Origin of the sequence: Streptomyces griseus (assembly GCF_001715295.1) — a bacterium.
Lineage (GTDB): Bacteria > Actinomycetota > Actinomycetes > Streptomycetales > Streptomycetaceae > Streptomyces > Streptomyces griseus_G.
On record NZ_MDKB01000002.1, the window covers coordinates 1,918,624 to 1,945,118 of the forward strand.

Consider the following 26,495-nt stretch of genomic DNA (forward strand, 5'->3'; position numbering starts at 1 on the left):
GTCACGTAGCGTCTGTTTCATGATCGACCACGAGGTGTCGCAGCGCGGGGGCGCGGCGCGGCTTCCGGTGCGGCCGAGGACCGGCCGCTTCCTGGTGCTGGCCGTGGTCTTCGTCTGCGCCGCGTGCGGGCTGGTGTACGAGCTGGAGCTCGTCGCGCTGGCCTCCTACCTCGTCGGCGACACGGTCACCCAGGCCTCCGTGGTGCTCTCCGTGATGGTGTTCGCGATGGGCTTGGGCTCGCTGCTCGCGAAACGTTTACGCAGCCGTGCCGCCGTCGGGTTCGGGCTGATCGAGGCGGCCCTGGCCCTGGTCGGCGGCGCCTCGGCGCTCGTCCTGTACGCGTCCTTCGCGTGGCTGGGCGAGTCGCGTCACGTACTGGTCGGGTTCTCCCTGGTCATCGGCGTTCTGATCGGGGCGGAGATCCCCCTGCTGATGACGCTGATCCAGCGGGTCGACCGGCAGGACGCGGGCGGGGCCGTCGCCGACCTCTTCGCCGCCGACTACGTCGGAGCGCTCGTCGGCGGCCTCGCCTTTCCGTTCCTCCTCCTTCCGCGGATGGGACAGCTCTCCGGTGCGCTGTGCACCGGCGCGGTCAACGCGGCGGCCGGGGGCGCGCTGGTGCTGTGGGTGTTCCGGCGGGACCTCACCCCCGGGGCGCGGCGGCTGCTGATCGTCGTCGACGTCACGGTGATCGTCCTGCTCGCGACGGCGTCGGTGCTGGTCGACGACTTCGAGCGGGCTGCGCGGCGCGCGGTGTACGGCGCCGAGGTGCGGGTCGCCGTGCGGACCGGGGTGCAGGAGGTCGTCCTGACGGGGGCGGGACGCGGCTCGCTCGACCTCTATCTGGACGGCCGGCTGCGGGCCAGCTCCCGCGACGAGTGCCCTTTCCACGAGGCGCTGGTCCACCCGGCGATGAAGGGGCCCCACGGGCGTGTCCTCGTCCTGGGCGGAGGTGACGGGCTGGCCGCCCGCGAGGTGCTGCGCTATCGCGACGTGCGGTCCGTCGTCGTGGTCGAACTCGATCCGGGAGTCACCCGGCTGGCCCGCACGGACCCGGCGCTCTCGCAGCTGAACGGGCACGCGCTGGAGGACGCGCGGCTGACGACGGCCACGGGGGACGCGTTCACCTGGCTCCGGGCCACGCGCGACCGGTACGACGTGGTCATCTCCGACCTGCCGGATCCGCGCATCACGGCCAGTACGAAGCTCTACTCGGCCGAGTTCTACGGTCTTGTCTCCCGGGTCCTCGCTCCGGGCGGGCGGCTGGTGGTGCACGCGGGGGCTCCGGGCAGCGGGCGGGCGACGTTCTGGACGGTGGAGGCCTCGATACGCGCGGGCGGTCTGGCGACCCGCCCGTACCGCGTCGAGGGGCGGCTCACCGGCGCTGCCGCGGGTTCCGGCCGGGCGGCGGGCGGGCCGGGCGCACCCCCCGACTGGGGCTTCGTCCTGGCCGCCCCGCACAGGGTGGGGCGACTCGGTACCGACCCGCGGGCTCCGGCGCTCCGGTCGCTGGGGGAACGGGAACTGGCGGCGGCCGGACGGTCCGCGGAGCGATTACGGCAGCCGGACGTACCCCCCTCGACGCTGGTCCACCCGCGCTACCGGGAAGGGACGTGAGACGAGCCACGACAGGGGTCCGTGAGGAGTCCCGGGTGGGGAAGCGCTGACGGGACGGCCGGGGCTGAGTAGGCTCGGACGATATGGAGCATGAGGTGTTCGTTCCGGTTCCGGTCGCGTCCCTTCGGCGGACGCTGGGTGATCCTGCGCGGGTGGCGCGCTGTGTCCCGGGCTTCCAGCAGGACGCCGACGCGGCCGCAGGCCCGCTGGCGGGCCGTCTGAAGCTCCGGGTCGGCGGTCACACGATCACGTACCGCGGATCGCTGGCGCTGCGTCCCTCCGGCACCGGCTTCTCCGTGACGGGGGAAGGGGTGGAGGCCCGGGGCACGGGCTCGGCGCAGCTCGCCCTGACGATCGGCCTCACCGAGTCGGACGGCGGTACGACGATCGGGTTCGCCGGGACGGCGAGCGGCGACGGCCGCATCGTCGACCTGGAGGAGGACGCGGCCCTCGCGGCCGCGCACCGGCTGCTGGACCGGCTGACGCAGCAGTTGGTGACGGAGGCGCTGGCGTCGCGGGACGGGGACGACGCGTCGACGGACCGGGACGTCACCGCGCGGGACGGGGAGGAGTCCGGCGGGGCTTCCGCCTCCGGCACGGCCGGCCGGCCGGTCGCGGACGTGCCGACTGCGGACGCTCCGGCTGAGGAGGGAACGGCGGACGCTCCGGCCGACGAAGGGGCGGTGGACGCCCCCGCAGTGGACGTACCGCAGGACGTACCGGCCGCGGAGAAGCCCGCTGCCGGCGCGTCGGCCCCTGGATCACCCGCCGGGGAGCAGCCCTCCGGGGAGGAGCGGACGTCCCGGGGACAGCAGCCGTCCGGGGAAGAGCAGAGGTCGTCCGGGGAGCAGCCGTCCGGGGAGGAACAGCCGCCCCGGGAAGAGCGGCCGTCCGAGGAGGAGCAGCCTTCCGCGGAGCAGCCGTCCGGGCCGTCCGAGGAGGAGCCCGGCAGCGAGTCGGTGTTCGACGCGCCCGTGCCGCCATCGGCCCTCGATCCTGCCGCGGAGCTGGAGTTCACCGTGCCGGACGAACCGCCGGCCGAGGCCGCGCACGCCCGCCGCACCATGATCGGCCGCAGTACGGAGGAGGTCGACCACGCCCCGCCGCGCGGCCGGTACGCCCCCGTGCCGTCGCCCGACACGAGCCCCGCCGGCATCGCGCTGCGCTGGGCCGCTCCGGCCGCCGCGCTGGCGATCGCCTCGGCCGTCGTCATCGGCCGGGCCCTGCGCCGCCGCCGGTGAGGCCCGGCCCGGTGGACGTGCCGGCCGTGCTCGCCCTGAGGCCCTGAGGCCCTGTGGGCCGGAGGCCCCGTGGCCTCGCCGGGCCCCGGCGTCGCACGCCGATCCGGAGGACGGCAGGCCACCTCCCCGGCCGCGCGCCAGTAGTGTCGTGGGGGTGAGCAGAGCTGAGAAGAGCGTCCGGCTGACCGCCGGCGACGCCGAGTTGACCGTCGACCCCGTCCATGGCTGCCGGATCCGCAGCCTGCGCATCCGAGGCGCCGAACTGCTGCGCCAGGGCGAGCGGTACGGCTGCTTCCCGATGGTGCCGTGGTGCGGCCGCACCGAGAACGGCCTCTTCCGCAACGGCGGCGAGCCGCACCAACTGCCTCTGAACTCCCCGCCGCACGCCATTCACGGCACCGGCCGCGACACCACGTGGCAGCTTGCCCGGCAGGACGACGCGGAAGCGGCCTTCTTCTACGACCTGGCCGACCCCTGGCCGTACGAGGGACGGGTGACGCAGTCCTTCGAGCTGACCGAGGACGCACTGACCCTCCGTCTCGGCATCGAGACCTACGGGGACTCCTTCCCGGCGCAGGCCGGTTGGCATCCATGGTTCCTCCGGAACCTCGGGGGGCAGGACGTGCGGATCGCCTTCGACGCGGCCTGGCAGGAGGAGCGGGGCGACGACCACCTGCCGACCGGCCGGCGTATCGACCCTCTTCCCGGTCCTTGGGACGACTGCTTCGGGATGCCCGACGGCGTCGATGTGAAGCTCACCTGGCCCGAGCAGCTCGAGCTGACGGTCAGGAGCCGGGACGAGTGGGTCGTGATCTACGACGAGCAGGCCGAGGCGGTCTGTGTGGAGCCGCAGTCCGGACCGCCGAACGGGCTGAACACCACCCCTCGGCTGGTCACACCGATCGACCCCCTGGAGATCGCGGCCACCTGGAGCTGGGTGCGGCTCTGAGCGGCCGCGCGGTACCCGCCGCCCCGGCCGTTACCCTCATGGGCATGACTGACGTACGCGCTGAGCTGCTCCAGCAGATCAAGGACAAGGCCGTGGTGCACGGCAAGGTGACCCTCTCCTCGGGTCTGGAAGCCGACTGGTACATCGACCTGCGCCGGATCACGCTGGACGGCACGGCCGCGCCGCTCGTCGGCCAGGTGATGCTCGATGCCACCGCCGAGCTGGACTACGACTGCGTCGGCGGTCTGACGCTGGGCGCCGACCCGGTCGCCACCTCGATGCTGCACGCCTCCGCCGCACGCGGGAAGAGCCTGGACGCGTTCGTCGTCCGCAAGGCGCAGAAGGCGCACGGGATGCAGCGCCGGATCGAGGGCACGGACGTCAAGGGCCGCCGCTGCCTCGTCGTCGAGGACACCTCGACGACCGGCGGTTCGCCGCTGACGGCGGTGGAGGCGGTGCGCGAAGCCGGCGGTGAGGTCGTCGCCGTCGCCGTGATCGTCGAGCGGGGGGCCGCTCCGGCGATCGCCGAGGCGGGGCTGCCGTACGTCAACGTCTACTCCGTGGCGGACCTCGGCCTGTCCTGACCTGCGGGTTTGCAGGGAGGTGCCAGGTTTCACGTGAAACCTGGCCCGCTACCCGATGGGCAGGGCGGAGCCGGGACGAGAGTCTGGGAAGATGGGGGCGACGATGACGTCGCCCCCAGGTCAGGGACCAAGCACTGCACACCCGCACATCCCAAGGAGCGGACAGATGCCCATCGCAACCCCCGAGGTCTACGCCGAGATGCTCGACCGGGCGAAGGCAGGCAAGTTCGCCTACCCGGCCATCAACGTGACGTCGACCCAGACCCTGCACGCTGCGCTGCGCGGCTTCGCGGAGGCGGAGAGCGACGGCATCGTCCAGATCTCCACCGGTGGGGCCGAATTCCTGGGCGGCCAGTACAACAAGGACATGGTGACGGGCGCAGTGGCCCTCGCCGAGTTCGCGCACATCGTCGCCGCCAAGTACGACATCACGGTCGCCCTGCACACCGACCACTGCCCCAAGGACAAGCTGGACGGTTACGTCCGTCCGCTGCTCGAGGTCTCCGCCGAGCGTGTCGCCAAGGGCCTGAACCCGCTCTTCCAGTCCCACATGTGGGACGGTTCGGCCGAGACCCTCGCCGACAACCTGGCCATCGGCCAGGAGCTGCTGGCCAAGGCCGCCGCCGCCAAGATCATCCTCGAGGTCGAGATCACCCCGACCGGTGGCGAGGAGGACGGCGTCACGCACGAGATCAACGACGAGCTGTACACGACCGTCGACGACGCCCTGCGGACCGCCGAGGCGCTCGGCCTGGGCGAGAAGGGCCGCTACCTGCTGGCCGCGTCCTTCGGCAACGTCCACGGTGTCTACAAGCCGGGCAACGTCGTCCTGCGTCCCGAGCTTCTCAAGGACCTCCAGGAGGGCGTCGCGTCCACGTACGGCAAGGCAGCCGGCAGCCAGCCCTTCGACTTCGTCTTCCACGGCGGCTCCGGCTCCACGGCCGAGGAGATCGCCACCGCCCTGGAGAACGGCGTGGTGAAGATGAACCTCGACACCGACACCCAGTACGCCTTCACCCGCCCGATCGTGGACCACGTGTTCCGCAACTACGACGGCGTGCTCAAGGTCGACGGCGAGGTCGGCAACAAGAAGGTCTACGACCCGCGCAGCTGGGGCAAGTCCGCCGAGGGCGGCATGGCCAAGCGTGTCACGGAGGCCTGCGCCAACCTGCGCTCCTCCGGCACCAAGCTCAAGTAGGACGCGGCCCCGGCCCGACCGGGCACAGGGGCCGGAGCACGCCGGAACTCGGCAGGACGTGTGAGCCGAGGCCGGCGGAGCGCGTACCCGTACAAGCGGGCACGCACGTCGTGGACGTGCGCGTGGGCCCGGCCTCCCGTCACCACGGGAGGCCGGGCCCACGGCCGTACCGGTGAGGAAGGAACGTCCGTGAGCAGGGCCGCGCGCTACGACTTCGACACCGCCGTCGACCGCCGGGGCACCTGGTGCGTCCAGTGGGACGGGGTCGCCGACCGGTTCGGGGTGGACGGGCTGCTGCCGTTCACCATCTCCGACATGGACTTCGAGACCGCGCCCGAGGTGCTGAGCGCGCTGCGCGCCCGCCTCGGCCACGGAGTCCTCGGCTACACCACCTGGCGGCAGGACGACTTCCGCTCGGCCGTCGCGCACTGGTACGCGACGCGGTACGGCACCACGATCGACACCGGCCGGCTGGTCTACGGCCCCTCCGTCCTCAGCCAGGTGTCGCAGCTGGTCCGGATGTGGACGCGGGAGGGGGAGGGCGTCGTCCTCCACACGCCCACGTACGACGGCTTCCGCAAGGCGGTCACCGGGCTCGGCCGGGAGCTGCGCGGGGTGCCGCTGGGGGACACCGGGGCGCTGGAGCGGGAGCTCGCCCGCCCCGACGCGAAGGTGCTGGTGCTGTGCTCGCCGCACAACCCGACGGGCCGGGTGTGGACGGAGGCGGAGCTCCGGGAAACGGCCGCGCTCGCGGCCCGTCACGGGGTCGCGGTGATCAGCGACGAGATCCACGCGGACTTCGTCCACGAGGGGTACACGCACGTGCCCTGGGTCAGGGTCGCGGGCGACGGCCGCTGGGCGGTCGTCACCTCGGCGTCCAAGGCCTTCAACTTCCCCGCGCTGACGGGGTCCTACGGGTTGATCGGTGACCCGGCCGACCACGCGGAGTTCCTGCGCCGCATGGAGACGGCGGAGGGACTGGCCTCCCCCGCGGTCCTCTCCCTGACCGCCCACATCGCCGCCTACCGCGAGGGTGCCGCCTGGCTGGACGCGGTGCGGGAGTACACCGCCGGGAACCTCGCCCTGGTCGCGGACCGCCTGAACGGGGCCTTCCCGGAGCTGGGCTGGGAGCCGCCGCAGGCCGGCTACCTCGCGTGGGTGGACCTCCGCCCGCTGGGCGTGGACGACGAGGCGCTGCAGCGGGTGCTGATCGAGCGGGAGAGGACCGCGATCATGCCGGGATCGGTGTACGGGGCCCCGGGTTTCCTCCGTCTGAACGTGGGCTGCCCACGCCGCAAGGCGGAGGCCGGAGTGGCGGCCCTGGTGCGCGCGCTGGGGGCCGTGCGCCCGGCGGCATAGGGGAGCCGGGCCCGGCCGGCGACACCGTCGCCGGGGGACACCGTCCGAACGTCCGGCGCCGACCGGGTGGCCCCCGGGCGCGGCGGCCCCGATGCTGGGCACATGGGCGAGACGACCTCCGACGGTGACATCCGCGTGGCCTCGGCACCCGGGCGCTGGGTGGTCCTGACCACCGTCCTCGGGTCGAGCATGGCCCTGCTCGACTCCACGGTCATCAACGTCGCCCTGCCCCGCATCGGCGCGGACCTCGGCACCGACCTCGCCGCCCTGCAGTGGACGGTCAACGCCTACATGCTCACGCTGGCCGGGCTCATCCTCCTCGGGGGCACGCTCGGGGACCGGTTCGGCAGGCGCCGGGTCTTCGTCGTCGGGATCGTCTGGTTCGCCGGGGCCTCGCTGCTCTGCGGGATCGCGCCCGACGCGGGTGTGCTGGTCGCCGCGCGGGCGCTGCAGGGGGTGGGCGGCGCGCTGCTCACCCCCGGTTCGCTGGCCATCATCCAGGCGAGCTTCCACCCCGACGACCGGGCCCGCGCGGTCGGGCTCTGGTCCGGTCTCGGCGGGGTCGGGGCCGCGGTCGGGCCGTTCCTCGGCGGCTGGCTGGTGGACGGGCCGGGCTGGCGGTGGGTGTTCCTGCTGAACCTTCCGCTGGCCGCCGTCTGCGTGCCCGTCGCGCTGCGCCACGTCCCGGAGTCCCGGGAGCCCGGCGCCCACAAGGGCTTCGACGTGCTCGGTGCCGCGCTGGCCGCGCTCTCGCTCGCCCTGGTCACGTACGCCCTGATCGAGGTGCCGGAGCAGAGCGCGTCGCCCCTGGTCATCGGTGCGGCCGTCGCCGGAGTGGTGCTGGGGGCGCTCTTCGTGCAGGTGGAGAGGCGGCGGGCGGAGCCGATGGTGCCACCCTCGGTCTTCGCCTCCCGGCGGTTCACCGCCGTCAACATCGTCACGTTCTGCGTGTACGCGGCATTCGGTGGGTTCTTCTTCCTGTCCGCGATCCAGCTCCAGGTCGTCGCCGGGTACTCGGCGCTCGGCGCGGGCACCGCGCTGCTGCCGACCACCGTCCTGATGCTGCTCTTCTCCGCGTCGGCCGGAGACTTCGGCCGGCGCGTCGGGCCCCGCGTCCCGCTCACCGTGGGCCCGCTGCTGGCGGCCGCCGGCATGCTGCTGATGCTGCGGGTCGGCCCGGGTGCCTCGTACGGGCGGGACGTGCTGCCGGCCGTCCTGGTGCTGGGGCTCGGCATGGTCACCCTGGTCGCGCCGCTCACCGCGACGGTGCTGGCCGCCGTGGACACCGGGCGGGCCGGGCTCGCCAGCGGGATCAACAACGCCGCCGCGCGGGCCGCCGGCCTGATCGCGGTGGCCGCGCTCCCCCTGCTGGCCGGGATGGGCCCGGAGGCGTACCGGGACGCCGGTGAATTCGCCTCGACCTTCCGGCGGGCGATGCCGATGTGCGCCGGGCTTCTGGTGGCGGGGTCGGTGATCGCCTGGTGGAGTCTGCGGACCGGGCCGCGGGCCACGCGGGCCGCCCGGCCGGTGTGCGCGACGCACTGCGGGGTCACCGCCCCTCCCTTGGAGCCCGGCCCCGGGGACAGGCACACTTGAGCCATGTCCATCCACGAGAACCTGCTCGGGGGCCCTGCCCCGACCCACCTGCCCGACGACCCGGAGCCGCGCGAGCTGCTCGCGGCCGGTACCGCACCCGCCGACGTCGCCGCGAAGTACCCCACGTCCTCGCTGGCGTGGGCGCAGCTCGCCGACGAGGCGTACGAGGGCGGCCGGGTCGTCGAGTCCTACGCGTACGCCCGCACCGGCTACCACCGCGGCCTGGACGCCCTGCGCCGGGCCGGCTGGAAGGGCCACGGCCCTGTGCCGTTCGAGCACGAGCCGAACCGGGGCTTCCTGCGTGCGCTGCACGCCCTGGCGCGCGCCGCGCAGTCGATCGGTGAGCAGGACGAGTACGAGCGCTGCTCGTCCTTCCTGCGCGACTCCTCGCAGACCGCCGCCGACACCCTGGGCTGACCCGCCCCTCTCCGGGCCCCGCGGGCAGCGCCCGCGGGGCCCGGAGCGTGCCGGACGGGACCGGCCCGGTGCCGTGACCGGTGCTGTCCGCCCCAGGGGGAGTGCCGTCCCGGCGGGCGGACGCCCCGGCGGAGGAGCTTCCAGGACGTCCTGCCGACGCTGCGGGCGTGCGCCCCGGGTGGCGCGACGAAGCGAAGCTTGCGGGACAGCCCTTAGGATGCCGACAGGGGACCGGAGCTCCACTACCTCTCAGGAAGGGGCGGACCGCTACCCGGAAGCTCGTGTCGAGGAGACAGAAATGTCGACCATCCACCCCGACCCCGAAGCCACCGGTGCGGACTCCCCGCATCTGGACTTCGCGGGTACGACTCCGTACGAGGACTATGTCCAGGCGGATGTCCTGACCCATCTGCAGCACCTGCGCTCCGAGGATCCCGGAGAGATGGTCTTCCTGGTCACCACCCAGGTCATGGAGCTGTGGTTCACCGTCATCGTCCATGAGTGGGAGACCGCGGCGCACGCCCTGCGCGAGGACCGCGTCCAGGTGGCGCGCGACGCGCTGAAGCGCTCGCTGCGGGAGCTGGAGGCGCTGAACGCCTCCTGGAAGCCGCTGGCCGGACTCACCCCCGCGCAGTTCAACTCCTACCGGGGCTCGCTCGGCGAGGGATCCGGATTCCAGTCGGCGATGTACCGGCGGATGGAGTTCCTGCTGGGTGACAAGTCGGCGTCCATGCTGGTGCCGCACCGGGGCGCGCCCCGTGTCCACGCCGAGCTGGAGAAGGCGCTCCACGAGCCCGGTCTGTACGACGAGACGCTCGCGCTGCTGGCCCGGCGCGGCCACGCCGTCCCGCAGTCGGTGCTCACCCGCGACCTGTCGCAGAAGTACGAGCCGTCCCCCGAGGTCGAGGCCGTCTGGGCGGAGATCTACGCCGCCCCGGACCAGAACGACGAGCTCGTGCGGCTCGGCGAGGTGCTGACCGACGTCGCCGAACTGGTGTGGCGCTGGCGCAACGACCACCTGACCGCCACCCGGCGCGCGATGGGTTCCAAGACCGGCACCGGGGGCTCGGCCGGGGTCGCCTGGCTGGAGAAGCGGGCCACCAAGACCGTCTTCCCCGAGCTGTGGACGGCGCGCAGCCATGTCTGACCTGGGGGAGCGCGCACAGGCGCTCGACACCGCCGACGAACTCGCCGCGCACCGCGAGCTGTTCGCCCTCGACGACACCGTGTACCTCGACGGGAACTCGCTGGGCGCGCTGCCCCGCCACGTCCCCGCCCGCCTGCAGGACGTCATCACCCGGGAGTGGGGCGCGCTGCGCATCCGCTCCTGGGACGAGAGCGGCTGGTGGACGGCGCCCGAGCGGATCGGCGACCGCATCGCCCCGCTGGTCGGCGCGGCCCCCGGCCGGATCGTGGTGGGTGACTCCACGAGCGTCAACGTCTTCAAGGCCGTGGTGGCCGCGAGCCGGCTGGCCGGCGACGGACGCGACGAGATCCTCGTCGACGCGACGACGTTCCCCACGGACGGGTACATCGCCGGGTCGGCGGCGCGGATGACGGGGCACCGCCTCGTCCCGGTCGCCCCCGCCGACGTGCCGGCCGCCGTCGGTCCGCGCACGGCGGCCGTCCTGCTCAACCACGTCGACTACCGCACGGGCAGGCTCCACGACCTGCCGGGGCTCACGGCCGCCGTGCACGGGGCGGGCGCCCTCGCCGTCTGGGACCTGTGCCACAGCGCGGGCGCCCTGCCGGTCGGCCTGGACGCGCACGGCGTGGATCTGGCCGTGGGATGCACGTACAAGTACCTCAACGGCGGCCCCGGTTCGCCCGCCTACCTGTACGTCGCGGAGCGCCACCAGGCGGCCTTCGACTCGCCCCTGCCCGGGTGGACGTCGCACGCCGACCCGTTCGGGATGACCCCCGCGTACACGCCCGCGGACGGCTCCGTACGGGGCCGGGTCGGCACTCCGGACATCCTCTCCATGCTGGCGCTGGAGGCGGCGCTGGACGTGTGGGACGGGGTGGGTGTGGAGGCGGTGCGGGCCAAGTCCCTGGCTCTGACGGACTTCTTCCTGGAGTGCGTCGCCGCGTACGTCCCCGAGGGCCGGGTCGCCTCGGTCACCCCGGTCGCCCACGCGGAGCGGGGCAGCCAGGTGTCGTTGCGGTGCGAGGACCCGGCCGAGGCGGAGCCGGTGATGCGGGCGCTCATCGGGCGCGGCGTGATCGGTGACCTGCGGCGCCCGGACATCCTGCGGTTCGGTTTCACCCCGCTGTACGTCGGTTTCGCGGACGCGGAGCGGGCGGCGCGGGTCCTCTCGGAGGTGCTGACGGCGTAGCCCCCGGGCCGGACGGGGCCGCTCTCCGGTCCCGTCCGGCCGTCGCCCGTCGTACTGGTACCGTCCCCGCAGATCGGTCCAGTTGGGCTTGTGCGTAGGACGGTTGGAGCAGCATGTCGGATTCTGCCGCGCGTGATCAGGACGCCGCCGAGACCGAGTCGGCGCTCGGGCATCCGGCGGTCGCCCCCGACCGGTCGGCTGCCTACGGCGACCATCCCGACCAGGTGATCGACTTCTTCGCGCCGCGCGGCGGCCGGGACGCCGCCCCGCTCGTAGTCGTCCTGCACGGCGGAGCCTGGCGTGCCCCGTACGACCGGCTCCACGTCTCGCCGTTCGCCGGCTTCCTGGCCCGGCGCGGGTTCGCCGTGGCGAGCGTCGAGTACCGGCGCGGCGGCGAAGGCGGACCGGGAGGGGGCACGGACGCGCCCGCCGCCGGACGCTGGCCCGAGACCTTCGACGACGTGGCCGCGGCGATGGACGCCCTGCCCGGGCTGGCGGCCCGTGACCTCCCCCGGGCCGACATACGCAGGACCGTCGTCACCGGTCACTCGGCGGGCGGGCAGCTCGCCCTGTGGGCCGCCGCCCGGCACGTCCTCCCGGCCGGGTCGCCGTGGCGGCTGCCCGCGCCTCCCCCGCTGCGCGGGGTCGTCGCCCTGGCGCCCATCGCCGACTTCGCGACAGCCGTGGAGCTGGACGTCTGCTCCGGCGCGGTGCACCAGCTCCTCGGCGGGCCGGACGAGGCGGCGGAGCGCGCCGCGCACACCGATCCGGCCCTGCTGCTGCCGACCGGGATCGCGACGGCCGTGGTGCAGGGCAGCCGCGACCTCACCGTGCCCCAGGCGGTCGCGGAGGCGTTCGTGGACGCCGCGGCGAAGGCCGGCGAGATGGTCGGGCTGACGGTGCTCGACGGCGTCGGCCACTTCCCGCTGATCGACCCCTCGGCGGACGCCTGCGCGGTGGTGGCCGAGGAGATCGCCCAACTGGCCTGGTAGTACTTGCGACGGACGGCGCGGGATCCGTATCACTGCTGACGACCGGCGCGCCGTGCTCCCCTACCGTGAGGAGCGTGACCGAGACGAAGACCAGAAGCCCGGAGTACCGGCTGGCCGCAGGCGCGATAGGCGACCTGCGGCAGGACCTCTTCCACCCTGTGCTCGACTACCGTCCGATGGGTCCCCTGGGCACGGACGGGCCGGTGATCCGCCGGCTGCCGCAGCCGCTCCGCAGGCGGGTCGTCTGGTTCCCGCACGCGGTGGTGGCCGCGGTGGCGGGGATCACGCTGCTCGCAGGCGTCTTCGACGCGAACACCTACGCGCCGTTCGGGATCACGACCGTCCTCAGCGCCTTCCTGCCCGCCGTCACGCTGCTCATGACCCTGGTCCGTCCCGTCCTCGCGTTCTGGGTGTCGATCGCGTGCACCCCGCTGGTGGCTGTGGCGGGCAACGGGGAGTGGCCCTGGGCGCCCGCCCCGTTCGTGTGCCATCTGGCCGTGCTGACCGTCGTCGCGGCGAGGACCCGGCCACGTACCGCCGCCTGGATGTGGGTCATCACCCTGCTCGTCGGGAGTTTCCTGGGCGAGTTCGGCCCCGGCTTCTCCAACACCGCGCCCATGGCCGTGACCTCCGCCTTCGCCCTGCTCGTCGTCACCATGATCCAGGTCCGCCGCGAGGCGCAGCGCGAGGTGACCGTGCAGCGCACCGTCACCGCCGTCGAGCGGGACCGGCGCACGCTCCTGGAGGAGCGCACCACCATCGCCCGCGAACTGCACGACGTCGTCGCCCACCACATGTCGGTCGTCGCGATCCAGGCCGAGGCCGCCCCGTACCGGGTGGAGAACCCGCCGCCCGAGCTGGAGCAGGCCTTCGTCACGATCCGGGAGAACGCCGTCGCCGCGCTCACCGAACTGCGCCGCGTCCTCGGTGTCGTACGGGCGGAGGACTACGAGGCGCCGGACGCCCCGCAGCCCACCCTCGCCGAGATCGACCGGCTGCTGGACAACGTCCGGGAGACGGGCCTGGATACGGAGAAGACGGTCACGGGCGCGGTACGCGCATACCCGCAGGGCGTCGAGCTGTCGGCGTACCGGATCGTCCAGGAGGCCCTCAGCAACACGCTCCGGCACGCCCCGGGCGCCACCGCCGGGGTGGAGATCGGCCATGTGCTCGGCGGGCTGGCGCTGCGCGTCGTGAACGGCCCCGCCAGGGGGCTGGTCAAGCCCTCGCCGGGGGCCGGTCACGGGATCACGGGGATGCGGGAGCGGGTCGCGATGCTGAACGGGCAGATGACGGCCGGGCCGACGGAGGACGGCGGGTACGAGGTCACCGTGTTCCTGCCCGTACCGGCTGCCGAGGTCACCGCGGAGAAGGGCGGAACGGCGTGAGCGACCCCATCCGCGTCCTCGTCGTCGACGACCAGATGATGGTCCGCGAGGGCTTCTCCGTCCTGCTCAACGCGATGCCCGGCATCGAGGTCGTCGGCGAGGCCGTCGACGGCCGGCAGGCCGTCTCGCAGGTCGCGGCGCTCCGCCCCGACGTGGTGCTCATGGACATCCGCATGCCGGAACTCAACGGCATCGAGGCGACCCGCGAGATCGTCGCCGCGGACGCGGACGCCAAGGTGCTCGTCCTGACGACGTTCGACCTGGACGAGTACGTCTACCAGGCACTGCGGGCGGGAGCGTCCGGCTTCCTCCTGAAGGACGCCTCCGCGCGGCAGCTCGCCGACGGCGTACGGGTCGTGGCCTCCGGCGAGGCACTGCTCGCGCCGACCGTGACCCGGCGCCTGATCACGGAGTTCTCCAAGCTCGCCGGTGCGCCCCGGTCGCCCGCCATGGCCCGGATCGGCGACCTCACCGAGCGGGAGACCGAGGTCCTCGTACTGATCGCCCAGGGACTGTCGAACCTGGAGATCGCCTCGCACCTGGTGGTCGCCGAGTCGACGATCAAGACGCATGTCAGCCGCATCCTGGTGAAACTCGGCCTGCGCGACCGTACGCAGGCGGCCGTGTTCGCGTACGAGGCGCGGCTGGTCACTCCCGGCTAGCGTGACGCCGGGGTGAGGCCCGGACGAGCAGGACCGTGACCGCTCCGAGGACCGCAGACCCGCGGCCGCCGTAGCCTGCCGCCTCGCCTCGCTCCATGTGTCCCGGGACGCGCCCGGGCACGGGGCGGTTCCCTACGGACCCTCGGTCGCCCCGACCGGACCCGCTGTGGAACCTCGGCGGACCCCTCCCCGTGCCTGGGTGCCGCCCCGCCGCGCGCCCTCAGCCTTCGGGTGGGTCCGCCGGGAGTATCAGCCCCCATGCCCCCGCCCGCACCGTCCAGGTGCGGGTGCGGACCGGGCCCGCGGCCTGTATGTCCGCGCGGTAGCGGAAATCCGGGCCCGAGACCGTGACGGCCTTGGCCTCCGCCGTGACGGTCTCGCCGGTGGCCGTGTGGACCACCACGTCCACCAGGCCGCCGTCGCCCCGCGTGGTCACCGACACCCCGTCGACCGGCCGGTCCAGGTCGTTCAGCAGGGCGCCGTCCGCCTCGACCCGGAGCCGGTGGGCCCGGGGAGCAGCCGACGCGGAGGCCGGGGCCGGGCGTACCAGGGCGGCCACCAGCGTGCGGCAGGTGTCCCAGACCGTGGAGGGCGCCGCCCCGCCCCCGGCCGGCCCGCCGGCCGGGATGCGGAGATCCCCCAGGACCACCCCGTCGCTGTCGTCGACCAGCAGGTCCAGCCGGCGCGCGACGCCGTCGAGCGCCGTGCGCGCCGCCGCGACCGCGCCCCTGGGCACGCCGAGCGCGTGGGCGAGTTCCAGGGTCTGCGCCGTGCCGACCGGGACCAGGGAGAGCGTGCTGTCCGTGAGCTCCCGCTCCCGGTGCAGCTGGGTCACCGCCCGCAGCAGCGCATGGTCGTCGCCCACGACCACCGGACGCCTCCCGCCCCGCCTCGACAGGGCCCGGGCGAACTCCTCCGGGCCGTCGGGCAGGCAGATCTTCGCGTGGGAACCGGCGCTCAGCACGTCCTTCGCGATGCGGACGGACTCGCCGTCGGAGCGCCTGGCGAGGGGGTCGATGAGTACGAGTAGCTGGTGGTCGCCGTCGCCGGGGGGCTCTGCAGCCGACACCTCGGTCCTTCCTCGGGTAGCATCTTGGTGCAAGAGCCCCTTGCGCTATTGCGCCAGGGGCTTCGTCTATTCCGGGGCACCCGGTTCGACGGCTCAGGCTGTGCCGTACATCGTCGTGCGGCAGGTACGACCTTTACGTACGCCCCCTGACCTTGGACATGCCCCGCCCGGAAGGGGTGTACGCCTGTGCCCGCACTTGTGCTGCTCGGTGCTCAGTGGGGTGACGAGGGCAAGGGGAAGGCCACCGACCTCCTCGGTGGATCCGTCGACTATGTGGTGCGTTACCAGGGCGGCAACAATGCCGGCCACACGGTGGTCGTTGGCGACCAGAAGTACGCACTGCATCTCCTCCCCTCCGGAATCCTGTCACCGGGATGTACCCCGGTCATCGGTAACGGTGTCGTGGTCGACCCGGCGGTCCTGCTCTCCGAGCTGAGCGGTCTGAACGAGCGAGGCGTCGACACGTCCAAGCTCCTGATCAGCGGCAACGCTCATTTGATCACTCCGTACAACGTCACCGTCGACAAGGTGACGGAACGCTTCCTCGGGAAGCGCAAGATCGGTACGACCGGGCGCGGCATCGGCCCGACGTACGCCGACAAGATCAACCGGGTCGGCATCCGCGTCCAGGACCTCTACGACGAGTCGATCCTCACCCAGAAGGTCGAGGCGGCGCTGGAGCAGAAGAACCAGCTCCTGGCCAAGGTCTTCAACCGGCGCGCGATCGAGTCGGAGAAGATCGTCGAGGAGATGCTCCAGTACGCGGAGCAGATCAGGCCCTACGTCGCCGACACGACGCTGATCCTCAACAACGCCATCGACGAGGGGAAGGTCGTCCTCTTCGAGGGCGGCCAGGGGACCCTCCTGGACGTCGACCACGGTACGTATCCCTTCGTCACCTCGTCGAACCCGACGGCGGGCGGTGCCTGCACCGGGTCCGGCGTCGGCCCGACGAAGATCAGCCGGGTCATCGGCATCCTCAAGGCCTACACCACGCGCGTCGGTGCCGGACCCTTCCCGACCGAACTTCTCGACGAGGACGGTGAGGCGCTGCGCCGCATCGGGGGCGAGCGCGGTGTCACCACCGGGCGTGACCGCCGCTGCGGCTGGTTCGACGCCCCGATCGCGCGGTACGCGACCCGGGTCAACGGCCTCACGGACTTCTTCCTCACGAAGCTGGACGTGCTGACCGGCTGGGAGCAGATCCCGGTGTGCGTGGCGTACGAGATCGACGGCAAGCGGGTCGAGGAACTTCCGTACAGCCAGACCGACTTCCACCACGCGAAGCCGATCTACGAGATGCTGCCGGGCTGGTCCGAGGACATCACCAAGGCCAAGACCTTCGGCGACCTGCCGAAGAACGCGCAGGCGTACGTGAAGGCGCTGGAGGAGATGTCCGGCGCCCCGATCTCCGCGATCGGCGTCGGCCCCGGCCGCACCGAGACGATCGAGATCAACTCCTTCCTGTAGGGGAGCGCGTGAGGGCCTCCGCCGGACGTTCCCCACGTCCGGCGGAGGCCCTCACCCGTGTGCGGGGCCCGTCGGTCCGCGCGCCGGAAGCCGTTTCCTCACCGTGCGGGGTGTGCCCGCCCGGTGCCCGGCACGTTCGGCTCAGGGAAAGGCCAGTCAAGGTCTAGACCTTGACAGGTTCAGACCAGCGGCGGTTGAGTGGCCGTACCCCCCATGGCGGCGCTCGCCCCTCGGCGGCGCCGCGCCGAAGGAGTGATCACGTGTTCAGACGTGTCATGAGCATGCTTATTGCGATGGCCGCAGCCGTCGCCACCCTCGTCCTTCTCCCCGCGGCATCGGCCTCGGCGGCCACCTGCGCTCCCGCCTGGAACTCCTCGTCCGTGTACTGGGGCGGCGGCACCGCCTCGTACAACGGGCACAACTGGTCCGCGAAGTGGTGGACGCAGAACGAGAAGCCGGGCACGGCCGACGTCTGGGCCGACCAGGGGACCTGCGGTACGGGCGGCGGGACGGACCCGGGCCAGCCGGATCCCTCGGGATTCGTCGTCAGCGAGGCCCAGTTCAACCAGATGTTCCCGAGCCGGAACTCCTTCTACACCTACAGCGGCCTGACCGCGGCCCTGAGCGCCTACCCGGGCTTCGCGACGACCGGCAGTGACACGGTCAAGAAGCAGGAGGCCGCGGCGTTCCTCGCCAACGTCAGCCACGAGACCGGTGGCCTGGTCCACATCGTGGAGCAGAACACCGCCAACTACCCGCACTACTGCGACAGCGGCCAGCCCTACGGCTGCCCCGCCGGGCAGGCCGCCTACTACGGCCGCGGCCCGATCCAGCTCAGCTGGAACTTCAACTACAAGGCCGCCGGTGACGCGCTCGGCATCGACCTGCTGGGCAACCCCTGGCAGGTGGAGCAGAACGCCTCCGTCGCCTGGAAGACCGGCCTCTGGTACTGGAACACGCAGAACGGCCCCGGCACCATGACGGCCCACAACGCCATGGTCAACGGTGCCGGCTTCGGTGAGACGATCCGCTCCATCAACGGCTCCCTGGAGTGCAACGGCGGGAACCCCGCCCAGGTCCAGAGCCGGATCGACAAGTACCGGGCGTTCGTCCAGATCCTCGGCACCACACCCGGCTCCAACCTGAGCTGCTGAGCGAGCCGCCACCGCACCGCCCGGGACGGGGGGTGCGGTGGCGGCCGGGTACACCCCCTGCCCCGTTCCGGCCCCGCACGGGCCGGAAGTCCGCACCCGGGCCGGGGCCGACGTCGGAGCGGAGCGGGACTGGCGGACATCGGCGGGTGCCGGTGAGCCGGCGGATTTCGTGTCCTTCCCGGCCGGGAGCCCCCGGCGCCCCGAAGCCGGGACCCCCGACGGACGGCGGGGGACGCGGAGTCGTGGGTCAGCTGGTCCTGCGGTAGGTCAGGCTCTCGCCGGTCTCCGGGACCTCCCGGCGCAGGCTCCCGTCGGGCAGCAGTGTCAGCACCGTGGGCCTGCCCGGGGTGCAGGAGGTCATCGGTTCGCCGGCCGTGACCTCGGAGGGGCCGAGGCGTACCGGGGAGCCGGGGGAGGGCTCGGCCCGCAGGGTGGCCTCGAAGACGCAGTGGTAGGAGCCGCCGGTGGCCAGCGGGCCTTCGGCCGTGAGGGACAGGACGGTCTCCCCGACCTCGCCCTGCCGGACGACCAGGTCACGGGTGGACCGGCCCGCGCCGTTGTCGACGGTTCCCGACCAGGAACCCAGATAGCCGGCAGGGATCGCGCCCTCGGCGTGCTTCCCGTCCTCGGAGGGGCCCGGCGACGGACCGGAGCCCTCCGTCCCGGAGCCCGTCGCGCCGGAGCGCGTCGCGGACGTGGTGGGCGACGGCGAGGCCGTGCCGTCTCCCTCGGTGCCGCGCATGAAGGCGTAGACCGACCAGCCCGCCCCCAAGGCGACGAACAGCGCCACCGCGACCAGCAGCACGGTCGAGCCCGCCGAACGCCCCCGCCCCGGCACGGGGGCGGGGTGCGGGAAGTGCGGCGGTGGCGGGCCGTCCGGGGGAGTGGGCCCGAAGCCGTCGCCGTACGCCGGGGCGGGCCGGGGGTAGCCGTACGAGGGGGCCGGGACGGGCTGCTGCGGGTAGCCGTACGGGGGCGCGGGCTGCCGCGGAGGGGGGTACGCGGCCTGCGGTCCCGGCTGCGGCGGCGACGCGGCTGCGCCGGCGGGTACCCCCTCGGGGGCGGGCGGTCCGGCGGGTGTCTGCCGCGGATGCGGGGCGCCGTCGGGGCCTTCCGGGCCTTCCGGGCCTTCCGGGCCTTCCGGGTCCGGGTCCTCGGCGTCCAGCAGCTCGACCGCGTGCCGCCCCAACTGGGCGACGAGCGTGCCGGGGAGCCAGGGCTCGTCGGTCTCCGCGCCGGCGAGCCGCTCCAGGAGGTCGCCCGTCGTGGGGCGCGCGGCCGGGTCCTTCGCCAGGCAGTCCCGGATCAGCCCGACCAGGTCCACGGGTACGCCGGTGAGGTCGGGATCCTCCTGCGCGATACGGAACATCAGCGCGTGGGCCCCGCTGTCCGCCGCGCCGAAGGGAAGCCGCCCGGTGGCGGCGTACGCCAGGACGGAGCCGAGGCAGAAGACGTCGCACGCGGTGGTCACCCGCTCGCCCCGGACCTGTTCCGGTGCCATGAATCCGGGGGAGCCGATCAGGGCGCCCGTGCGGGTCGGACCGTCGGCGACGGTGTCCAGCGCCCTGGCGATGCCGAAGTCGATGACCCGGGGGCCGTCGATCGTCATCAGGACGTTGGACGGCTTCAGGTCGCGGTGGATGAGGCCGGCCCGGTGGATGTCCTGGAGGGCGCTCGCGAGCCCGGCCCCCAGGACCCGTACGGAGCGTTCGGGGAGCGGGCCGTAAGCCCCCGGCGCCCCGGCCGGGGCGCCCGGGTGGCCCGAGACGACCCGGTGGAGGGCGGGCCCGGCGACGTAACCGGTGGCCACCCACGGCACCGGCGCGTCGATGTCCGCGTCGAGGACGGGAGCGGTCCAGGCGCCGCCGACCCGCCGTGCCGCCCGCACCTCGGCCCGGAAGCGGTCGCGGAACTGCTGCTGCTGCGCGAGATCGGGACGGACCAGCTTGATGGCGACGGTGCGTCCGCGGTCGGAGCGGGCCAGGAACACCTGTCCCATCCCGCCGGCGCCGAGGCGTCCGAGCAGGCGGTAGTTCCCGATGCGTTGCGGATCGCCGGAGCCCAGCTTCTCCATGTGCGCGCTTCCTCCCCGTACGGCCGTGGTGGGCCGGGGTCGAGGATAGCGGCGGGTTCCCCCGGCCGGACCGGGGCGGACCGGGGCCGGGCCCGCGGGTGCCGTCGCCGAGGTGACGGCGTCGCTGCGGTGCGGTTTCCTTACCGGGTTGCTATTGATGACAGGGAAACGTGAGGAGTGCTCACGCATTCCTTCGAACGCGTCGGGCTTTTTCGCGCATGCCTATGGCTCGCGGCGGTTATCCGCGAGCTGATTTCGTTACCCGCAAGTAGTGCACGTTTTTCCGAAGTGGCTCGGCGTGAGCCGTGTGGAGAACGCTGCATTGCGGGCCGGGGGACGTACTGCGGAATATCGGACGGGGACGGGGGGAATTGCTCGTGCGATCAGCGGAGGCGAAGTGTGTTCACACCTATGGAGACGCTGTGTGGCGGCGCAACGGTTGCAGTCGGTCCGCCGCCCGCCCGGTGGCCCGTACGGCGGGGCCGCCGGGGCCCCGCACGCCGGGCCGGGAGAGGGCCCGCGGTGCCCGGCGCGGGCAGGGCGGAGTCCCTCCGGGCCCCGGCGGTCCGGATGCGCTCCGGGCCGGCGGGCGGGCCGTGCCGCGCACCGTCCTCCCCGCGCCCGGCGGTGCCGGAACCCTTGCTCCGTAGGGCGCCTGACGGAGCGTCGTGGATGCTGGGGGAGCGACGGCCCCGAGGTGTGACGCGGAGCGACCGGCAGGGGAGGGGGCCGCGACCAGTGGTCCATGCCTTTGGTCGCCGCGTGCGGGGCGGATGGCGCCCGGTGTCGAGCGCCGGTCGGGGGTGTCTGCGGTGGGTGTCCGGCGGGGCGCTGAACGCACCGACGGCACCGGCGTGTTCGCAACGGCCCGGCCGGGTGTGCCCGGCGGGGCGTGGAGGGCGCGAGATCGGCCGAATCGTGCTCAACCCGGGCCGGTGGCCCCCGTTCGGGGCCCGAATCGGGCCCGCCTGGGCGTGCGATTCGGTCATGGCCGGAGGGTGGGCGGGTCCGGCGCGTTCCAGGGGTGGATGGCCGCTACCGGACATCGGTGGATCCGCTCCGTGTCCACTCGGTCACATACCGCAGGGTAAGTGGAATGTGGAGGGTTTGAATAGGGGCCCCGGATGCAGCTTGGTGACATTTTCGCGCCGCCGGGTGTGCCCGGAGGCGCCCGGACGGGAAATCGCGGATCGGATCCGTCCGCTTGTGCCGGTGGGCCGTTGACTGGTTCACGTCCGAGATCTAATGTCTGCGAAAGTAGCGCGATGGCGCGTAAGTGACCCTGGGAAAAGCAAACGGTTTACCGGTCAACCTCATTTGACTCCGCAGCGCCTTTGAGGGGTGAATGCAGCGCGCGTGCTTGTTTCCCGGGTCGGTCGAATCAGTGAACGAGGGAGCGTAATGGGTTCGGGGGTGACGGATGCGCCTGAAGGTATGCGCGGTGCTGATTCCGTGGAGCGCGCGCTCTTGGAGGCGCGGGCACTGATCGAGTCCTCGGTGTCGATGCACCGCAGCCGGCCGGGAGGTGCCTCGCTGCTGGTGAGGGCGGACGACGGCTCGGTGGACAAGGCCGTCAAGCGCGTCATGGCGGGCGCCAAGTACTCGGCGCACCTGGCGGTGACCGGCAACTGGAAGCACTCGTCGGTGGTGATCAAGGCGGTGGCCGCGGCAGTGGCGCAGCCCGCTGCGCCGAGGAGACGGGGCCAGCTCGCCGTACGGCTGCTCGCGGCGGGCCGGGCGCTCGAACTGTCCGCCGACTGCCATCAGGGCTTCGCCGACACGTCGCTGGAAGTGCGCATGACCAACGGCGAGTTGCGCGAGGCGCTGATCGTCGACGGCCGGACCGCTCTGGTGCAGTCGGGCGACGGCTCGGGCGGCAGGCACGCGGCGGTCGTCACGGACCCCGCGGCGGTGGGCGCGCTCGATCTGCTCTTCGCCGGAGCCTGGGCCGTCGCCCGGCCCGTCGCCGACGAACTCCGGCTGGAGGGAAGTCTGCGCGGCGAACTGGCGCGGCGGATCCTGGAGCAGCTCCGGGCGGGGCGCACCGACGACGTGGCCGCCCGGGAGATCGACGTGTCACTGCGTACCTACCGGCGCCATGTCGCCGCGATCATGCGGGTGCTCGGGGCGAACTCCCGTTTCCAGGCGGGAGTCCGCGCCGTGGAGCTCGGGTTACTGGAACGGTGCTGATGCGTCGGTCCGTGCACTGACACCAGCTGTGGAGCAACGGGGGCAACAGAACATGACGAGAAGCACACCCGAAACCGGCCCGAGCGCGGACGACGGCGAAGGGCGCAGACCCGAGGAACCCGGCGGGGGACCCCTCGGTCCACCGGACCGCGGCCCGGACGGCCAGGAGGGGCAGGACGCCATAGAGCAGGCGCTGCTCCAGGTCAGGGCCCTGATCGAGTCGACGGTGGAGCGGCACCGCAACAGGGTCTCGTGGGACCACCAGATCGTCGCCGTGGACGGCCGGCGGGACCATCTGCTGGACCAGGCGCGCAAGCTGGTGCTGACGGCCCGGTCGACCATCGACGTGGTGCTGGCCTCCGGCCCGAGCTGCGGGGCGGAGGCCAGGGCACCCCTGCGGGAGCTGACCTACGTGGTGCCCGGCACCGTCCGTATGCGGCTGCTGTGCTCCCCGGCCATGATCGACGAGGACTTCGTACGCGAACAGCTCGACCAGGGCACCCCGGTCGAGGTCCGGGTGGCCCGGGTCCCGCCCCTGCAGGCCGTCATCGTGGACGGGGCCGTCGCGCTCGTCTCGGCCGAGTCGTCGACCGGGCGCCGGGCGTCGCTCATCAAGGTGCCCGACGTCATCAGCACGCTCCGTACGCTCTACGAGGGCGTCTGGCGCAACGCGGTGCCGGCCTACGCGCGCATCACCTTCGGCGACCACTGCCGCACGGATCTCGCCCGGCGGATACTCGGGGCCCTGCGCGCCGGGGTCACCGACGAGGTGGCCGCACGGGAACTCATCGTCTCCGTACGCACCTACCGGCGTTACGTCGCGGAGATCATGACCCTGCTGGACGCCAGCTCCCGCTTCCAGGCGGGTGTCAGGGCCGCCGAGCTCGGCCTGCTGGGCGGCATCGAGGGGCCGGGGAGGTCACCGGCCCCTCCCGCCGACGGGACCTGACGGACCGGCGACGGCGGCCCGTGCTGGCAGCTTCCTGAAGTTGCCGTTGTCGGGCCGGGAAGCGGACGGCTACAACTGGCTGCGTCGACGGACGGCCGCGACCGGCCGCCTCGACCGGGCGCGCCTGCGTGCCCCGGCGCAGTACCGCCACGAAGTACCGCTGACGCGAGGTGCGAACAGGATGAAGGCCGGCACGGGCGGCGGACGGATCCGCCGCCACAGGGCTGCGGTTCTCCGCACGGGTCCGCCGGTCCTGTCTCCTGCGGGAGGCCGTGTCGTGTTCCCCGTCCGGTGGTGCCGGGCGGCGGGCCGGAAGGCCGTGGGCCCCCACGCGCTGCCCCCGCTCGCCTGTGCGGTGGGCGAGGAGGCGCTGATCCCCGTCTCCGGGTGCCCCACCGGTCCGTACACGACCGTCCCGGGGAGCCCGGACGCGCGGGCCGCCGCCCGGCGTGCCGAACCGGCCGGTGCGCCGGCCGAGTCCCTGGAGTGTGTTCGATGACCACCATGTCCTTCCCGGGACTCGCACTCCCCCACGACAGTGGGGTCGGCGTGCTGAACAAGGCCTCCCTGCTGTTGAGCGTGCTGGAGGACGGGCCCGCCTCGCTCTCCAGGATCGTGGTGGTGTCGGGGCTGACGCGTCCCACCGCCCACCGTCTGGCCCTGGCCCTGGAGCGGTTGCGGCTCGTCACCCGGGACGCCGGGGGCCGCTTCCAGCTCGGCCCCCGGCTGGGGGAGATGGCGGTCGTCGTGCACGGGGACCGGATGCTGGACCTCGCCGGCTCCGTACTGGCCGGGCTGCGCGACCGTACCGGGGCGAGCGCCCGGCTGTACCGGCGGTGCGAGGGCGGGCAGTTGTGCGTGGCCGGTGCGGAGGTGGCGGCGGCGGGGCAGGAAACGGTGCCGGTGGGGACCGCCTTCTCCCTGCGCTCCGGTGCGGTGGCCCAGGTGCTGCTCGCCTGGGAGCAGCCCGAGGTCCTGTACGCGGGCGTCACCCGGGCCCGCTTCACCGCCGCCGCGCTGACGCAGGTGCGCCGCCGGGGCTGGGCGCAGACGCTCGGTGTCTGGGACACGGACGTCGTCACGCTGGCCGCTCCCGTGCGGGGGCCCGGCGGCCGGGTGGTCGCGGCGCTCTCCCTGTCGGGTCCGGTCCCCGTGCTGACCAGGGAACCGGCGCGGGAGTTCGGCGGTGCCGTGATCGACGCGGCACTGCGACTGGGCGAGGCGTCCGACGGATGACCTTCCCCCAACAGGACGGGGGGCGGCCCCGCCTGCCGGGAGGGCAGGACGTGCCGGTGCCGCAGACGGAGTTCAGGATCCTGGGTCCCACGGAGATCTGGACGCGGGGAGTGCGCGTCCCGCTCACCGCGGCCAAGCAGCGCACGGTCCTGGCGGCGCTCCTCCTCTCCCCGGCGCGGTTCGTCTCCGACCTGTGGCTCGCCGAACTGCTGTGGGGGCCCACCCCGCCCGCGACGAAGTCGGCACAGCTCTACACCTACGTCTCCCGGCTGCGGCGCAGTTGCGAGCCCGGCGTCCGGCTGGTGCGCAGGCACCGCGGCTACGGCCTGATCCTGGGGTCCTCCCGGCTCGACTGGAAGACGTTCCAGCGGCTGGCCGAGCAGGGGCGGCAGTACCTGGCCCAGCACCGTTACGCGGAGGCCGCCGCATGTCTGGAGCCGGCCCTGCGGTTGTGGCGGGGGCCGGCTCTCGCGGACGTCACGGACGTGCTGGCCCGGACCGAGCTCCCCCTGCTGGAGGAGGCCCGGCTGCGGGCGCTGGACCACCGGATGGAGGCGGTCCTGGCGCTCGGCAGACACGAGACGGCGCTGCCGGAGCTCACCCGCCTGGTGGCGGAGAACCCCGCACGGGAGTCGCTGCGCGGCCACCTGATGACCGCGCTGTACCGCTGTGACCGGCAGATGGACGCGCTGCGGGTGTACGAACAGGGCCGCCGGGTCCTGCAGGAGGAGCTGGGGGTGGCCCCGGGGGCGTCGCTGCGGGCGCTCCACCGGGCGGTGCTGCTGGAGGAGCTGCCCGGCCCGGCCGCCGCCGAACCCCTGACACTGACCGTACGGCGCGCCGGGTGCGCCCCGCCGGCTCCGGACGCGGCGGCCGGCGGACCGCGGAACGCGGCGGACAGCCCCTGGAACGGACTGGTCCCGGCGATGCTGCCCGTGGACGCGCCCGGATTCGTCGGCCGCCGCGCCGAACTGACCCGCGTGGTGGAGGAGTTACGCAACAGTCGGAGCCCCTACCGAGGCGTCGTCCTGACCGGTGCGGCCGGGGTGGGCACCTCGGCGCTGGCCGTGCGCGCGGGGCACGCCTGCCGGGACGACTTCCGGCAGGGTCAGCTCTACACCGATCTGCGTGGCGAGGGAGGCCGCGCCAAGGATCCGCTGGACGTGCTCGGCAGCTTCCTGCGCGCGTTGATGTCCGTACGGGGCGCGGACCTGCCCGCCACGCTGGAGGAGCGGGTGCAGTTGTACCGCAGCGCCCTGTCCCGCCGCCGGATCCTCGTCGTGCTCGACAACGCGTCGGACGAACGCCAGGTGCGGCCCCTGCTGGCGAGCGGCCCCGGCTGCCGGGTGCTGATCAGCGGCGGCCGCCGGCTGGTCTCGATGGAGGGCGTCAGACCGGTGCCGGTCGGACGGCTCGACGACCGGGAGGCGCGCGAGCTGCTCGCCTCCCGGGTCGGCAGGGAGCGGCTGACCGCCGAACCGGGCGCCACCGGGCGGCTGCTGGACCTCTGCGAGGGCCTGCCGCTGGCCCTGCGGTTCTGCGCGACGCGGCTGATGGCCCGCCCGCAGTGGCCGGTGGCCGCACTGGTGGACCGGCTGGAGAGAGGAGAGGTCCGGCCGGACGAGTGGGAGGAGGGGGCCGACGAACTGTGGACCGTCCTGAGAGAGGGCGTCATGCGGCTGGAGCCGCCGCTGCGCCCCGTCCTGCGCGCGCTGGCCCGTACGGAGCCGGGCTCCGTCTCACCCGCCTGCCTCGCGAGGCGGCTCGACTGGTCGGAGGACCGGGCCCGCGGCGCGCTGGAGGCGCTGGTGGAGGCGGGGCTGCTGGAGGTGGTCGCCGGGAGACCCCTGGTGGGCGCGGTGGCCGACGGGGGTACGGAGGCGGCGCCGGGCGGGCCTCCTCCGTACCCGCCGGCCGTCGCGCCGCCGCCCCAGGACCGCTACCGGTGCACACCGCTGGTCAGGCTGATGGCCCGGGGGACGGCCGCCGTGACCGACGGTCCCTGACCCGGAC

21 protein-coding genes are annotated in these 26,495 nt (G+C 73.4%); 19 read left to right on the forward strand and 2 right to left on the reverse strand.

Features of this window, described 5'->3' with window-relative positions; genetic code table 11:
• Positions 1 to 19: 19 nt before the first annotated feature.
• From BA175_RS15195 to BA175_RS15255, 13 genes are all read left to right on the forward strand, one after another.
• Complete coding sequence (locus BA175_RS15195; protein WP_069171800.1) at positions 20 to 1,618, forward strand: polyamine aminopropyltransferase; 1,599 nt, start codon at positions 20 to 22, stop codon at positions 1,616 to 1,618.
• Positions 1,619 to 1,701: 83 nt separating this feature from the next.
• Positions 1,702 to 2,859, forward strand: a complete 1,158-nt coding sequence (locus BA175_RS15200) for an SRPBCC domain-containing protein (protein ID WP_254667874.1) — start codon at positions 1,702 to 1,704, stop codon at positions 2,857 to 2,859.
• A gap of 154 nt (positions 2,860 to 3,013) precedes the next feature.
• Positions 3,014 to 3,808 carry an aldose epimerase gene (locus BA175_RS15205; protein ID WP_069171802.1) on the forward strand — a complete coding sequence of 265 codons (795 nt, stop codon included), beginning with the start codon at positions 3,014 to 3,016 and terminating at the stop codon, positions 3,806 to 3,808.
• A 44-nt stretch (positions 3,809 to 3,852) separates the two neighbouring features.
• Positions 3,853 to 4,392 (forward strand): orotate phosphoribosyltransferase, encoded by a 540-nt coding sequence (gene pyrE / locus BA175_RS15210; protein WP_069172129.1) that lies wholly within the window; start codon positions 3,853 to 3,855, stop codon positions 4,390 to 4,392.
• Positions 4,393 to 4,558: 166 nt separating this feature from the next.
• Positions 4,559 to 5,590 carry a class II fructose-bisphosphate aldolase gene (gene fbaA / locus BA175_RS15215; protein ID WP_069171803.1) on the forward strand — a complete coding sequence of 344 codons (1,032 nt, stop codon included), beginning with the start codon at positions 4,559 to 4,561 and terminating at the stop codon, positions 5,588 to 5,590.
• A gap of 189 nt (positions 5,591 to 5,779) precedes the next feature.
• On the forward strand, positions 5,780 to 6,949 hold the full coding sequence (locus BA175_RS15220; protein ID WP_069171804.1) for a MalY/PatB family protein: 1,170 nt from the start codon (positions 5,780 to 5,782) through the stop codon (positions 6,947 to 6,949).
• Positions 6,950 to 7,051: 102 nt separating this feature from the next.
• Positions 7,052 to 8,545 carry an MFS transporter gene (locus BA175_RS15225; protein WP_069171805.1) on the forward strand — a complete coding sequence of 498 codons (1,494 nt, stop codon included), beginning with the start codon at positions 7,052 to 7,054 and terminating at the stop codon, positions 8,543 to 8,545.
• A 3-nt stretch (positions 8,546 to 8,548) separates the two neighbouring features.
• Entirely contained in the window at positions 8,549 to 8,962 is a 414-nt protein-coding gene (locus BA175_RS15230; protein WP_069171806.1) for a DUF3151 domain-containing protein, read from the forward strand.
• Positions 8,963 to 9,260: 298 nt separating this feature from the next.
• Positions 9,261 to 10,109, forward strand: a complete 849-nt coding sequence (locus tag BA175_RS15235; RefSeq protein WP_069171807.1) for a tryptophan 2,3-dioxygenase family protein — start codon at positions 9,261 to 9,263, stop codon at positions 10,107 to 10,109.
• Positions 10,102 to 11,298 carry a kynureninase gene (gene kynU, locus BA175_RS15240; RefSeq protein WP_069171808.1) on the forward strand — a complete coding sequence of 399 codons (1,197 nt, stop codon included), beginning with the start codon at positions 10,102 to 10,104 and terminating at the stop codon, positions 11,296 to 11,298. Before BA175_RS15235 ends, kynU begins: the two co-directional genes overlap by 8 nt.
• A gap of 113 nt (positions 11,299 to 11,411) precedes the next feature.
• Positions 11,412 to 12,290: an alpha/beta hydrolase family protein gene (locus BA175_RS15245; protein ID WP_069171809.1), complete on the forward strand. Its 879-nt coding sequence runs from the start codon at positions 11,412 to 11,414 to the stop codon at positions 12,288 to 12,290.
• Positions 12,291 to 12,364: 74 nt separating this feature from the next.
• Positions 12,365 to 13,678 (forward strand): sensor histidine kinase, encoded by a 1,314-nt coding sequence (locus BA175_RS15250; protein WP_069171810.1) that lies wholly within the window; start codon positions 12,365 to 12,367, stop codon positions 13,676 to 13,678.
• Positions 13,679 to 13,713: 35 nt separating this feature from the next.
• A complete protein-coding gene (locus tag BA175_RS15255) occupies positions 13,714 to 14,340 on the forward strand; it encodes a response regulator transcription factor (protein ID WP_069172130.1) in 627 nt (208 codons plus the stop codon).
• Between the two features lie 220 nt (positions 14,341 to 14,560).
• Here BA175_RS15255 and BA175_RS15260 read toward each other — a convergent pair whose 3' ends face one another.
• Complete coding sequence (locus BA175_RS15260) at positions 14,561 to 15,409, reverse strand: diacylglycerol kinase (RefSeq protein ID WP_069171811.1); 849 nt, start codon at positions 15,407 to 15,409, stop codon at positions 14,561 to 14,563.
• 186 nt (positions 15,410 to 15,595) lie between these two features.
• Here BA175_RS15260 and BA175_RS15265 point away from each other — a divergent pair, with 186 nt between their 5' ends.
• Both BA175_RS15265 and BA175_RS15270 read left to right on the forward strand, forming a co-directional pair.
• The gene (locus BA175_RS15265; RefSeq protein WP_069171812.1) at positions 15,596 to 16,879 is read left to right on the forward strand and encodes an adenylosuccinate synthase; all 1,284 of its coding nucleotides are present in this window, start codon (positions 15,596 to 15,598) and stop codon (positions 16,877 to 16,879) included.
• A 260-nt stretch (positions 16,880 to 17,139) separates the two neighbouring features.
• Entirely contained in the window at positions 17,140 to 18,033 is an 894-nt protein-coding gene (locus BA175_RS15270; RefSeq protein WP_069171813.1) for a glycoside hydrolase family 19 protein, read from the forward strand.
• 247 nt (positions 18,034 to 18,280) lie between these two features.
• Here the strand turns inward: BA175_RS15270 and BA175_RS15275 are convergent, their stop codons facing one another.
• On the reverse strand, positions 18,281 to 20,107 hold the full coding sequence (locus BA175_RS15275) for a serine/threonine-protein kinase (protein WP_069171814.1): 1,827 nt from the start codon (positions 20,105 to 20,107) through the stop codon (positions 18,281 to 18,283).
• 1,452 nt (positions 20,108 to 21,559) lie between these two features.
• On the opposite strand from BA175_RS15275, the gene BA175_RS15280 reads away from it, so the two are divergent.
• The 4 genes from BA175_RS15280 (at position 21,560) to BA175_RS15300 (ending at position 26,488) form a co-directional block, all read left to right on the forward strand.
• Positions 21,560 to 22,297 carry a helix-turn-helix transcriptional regulator gene (locus BA175_RS15280; protein WP_254667875.1) on the forward strand — a complete coding sequence of 246 codons (738 nt, stop codon included), beginning with the start codon at positions 21,560 to 21,562 and terminating at the stop codon, positions 22,295 to 22,297.
• Between the two features lie 52 nt (positions 22,298 to 22,349).
• Positions 22,350 to 23,246 carry a LuxR family transcriptional regulator gene (locus BA175_RS15285; protein ID WP_254667876.1) on the forward strand — a complete coding sequence of 299 codons (897 nt, stop codon included), beginning with the start codon at positions 22,350 to 22,352 and terminating at the stop codon, positions 23,244 to 23,246.
• Between the two features lie 495 nt (positions 23,247 to 23,741).
• On the forward strand, positions 23,742 to 24,482 hold the full coding sequence (locus BA175_RS15295) for an IclR family transcriptional regulator domain-containing protein (RefSeq protein ID WP_079159565.1): 741 nt from the start codon (positions 23,742 to 23,744) through the stop codon (positions 24,480 to 24,482).
• Positions 24,479 to 26,488 (forward strand): BTAD domain-containing putative transcriptional regulator, encoded by a 2,010-nt coding sequence (locus BA175_RS15300; RefSeq protein WP_107407567.1) that lies wholly within the window; start codon positions 24,479 to 24,481, stop codon positions 26,486 to 26,488. The genes BA175_RS15295 and BA175_RS15300 overlap by 4 nt, the downstream gene beginning before the upstream one ends.
• Positions 26,489 to 26,495: the final 7 nt, after the last annotated feature.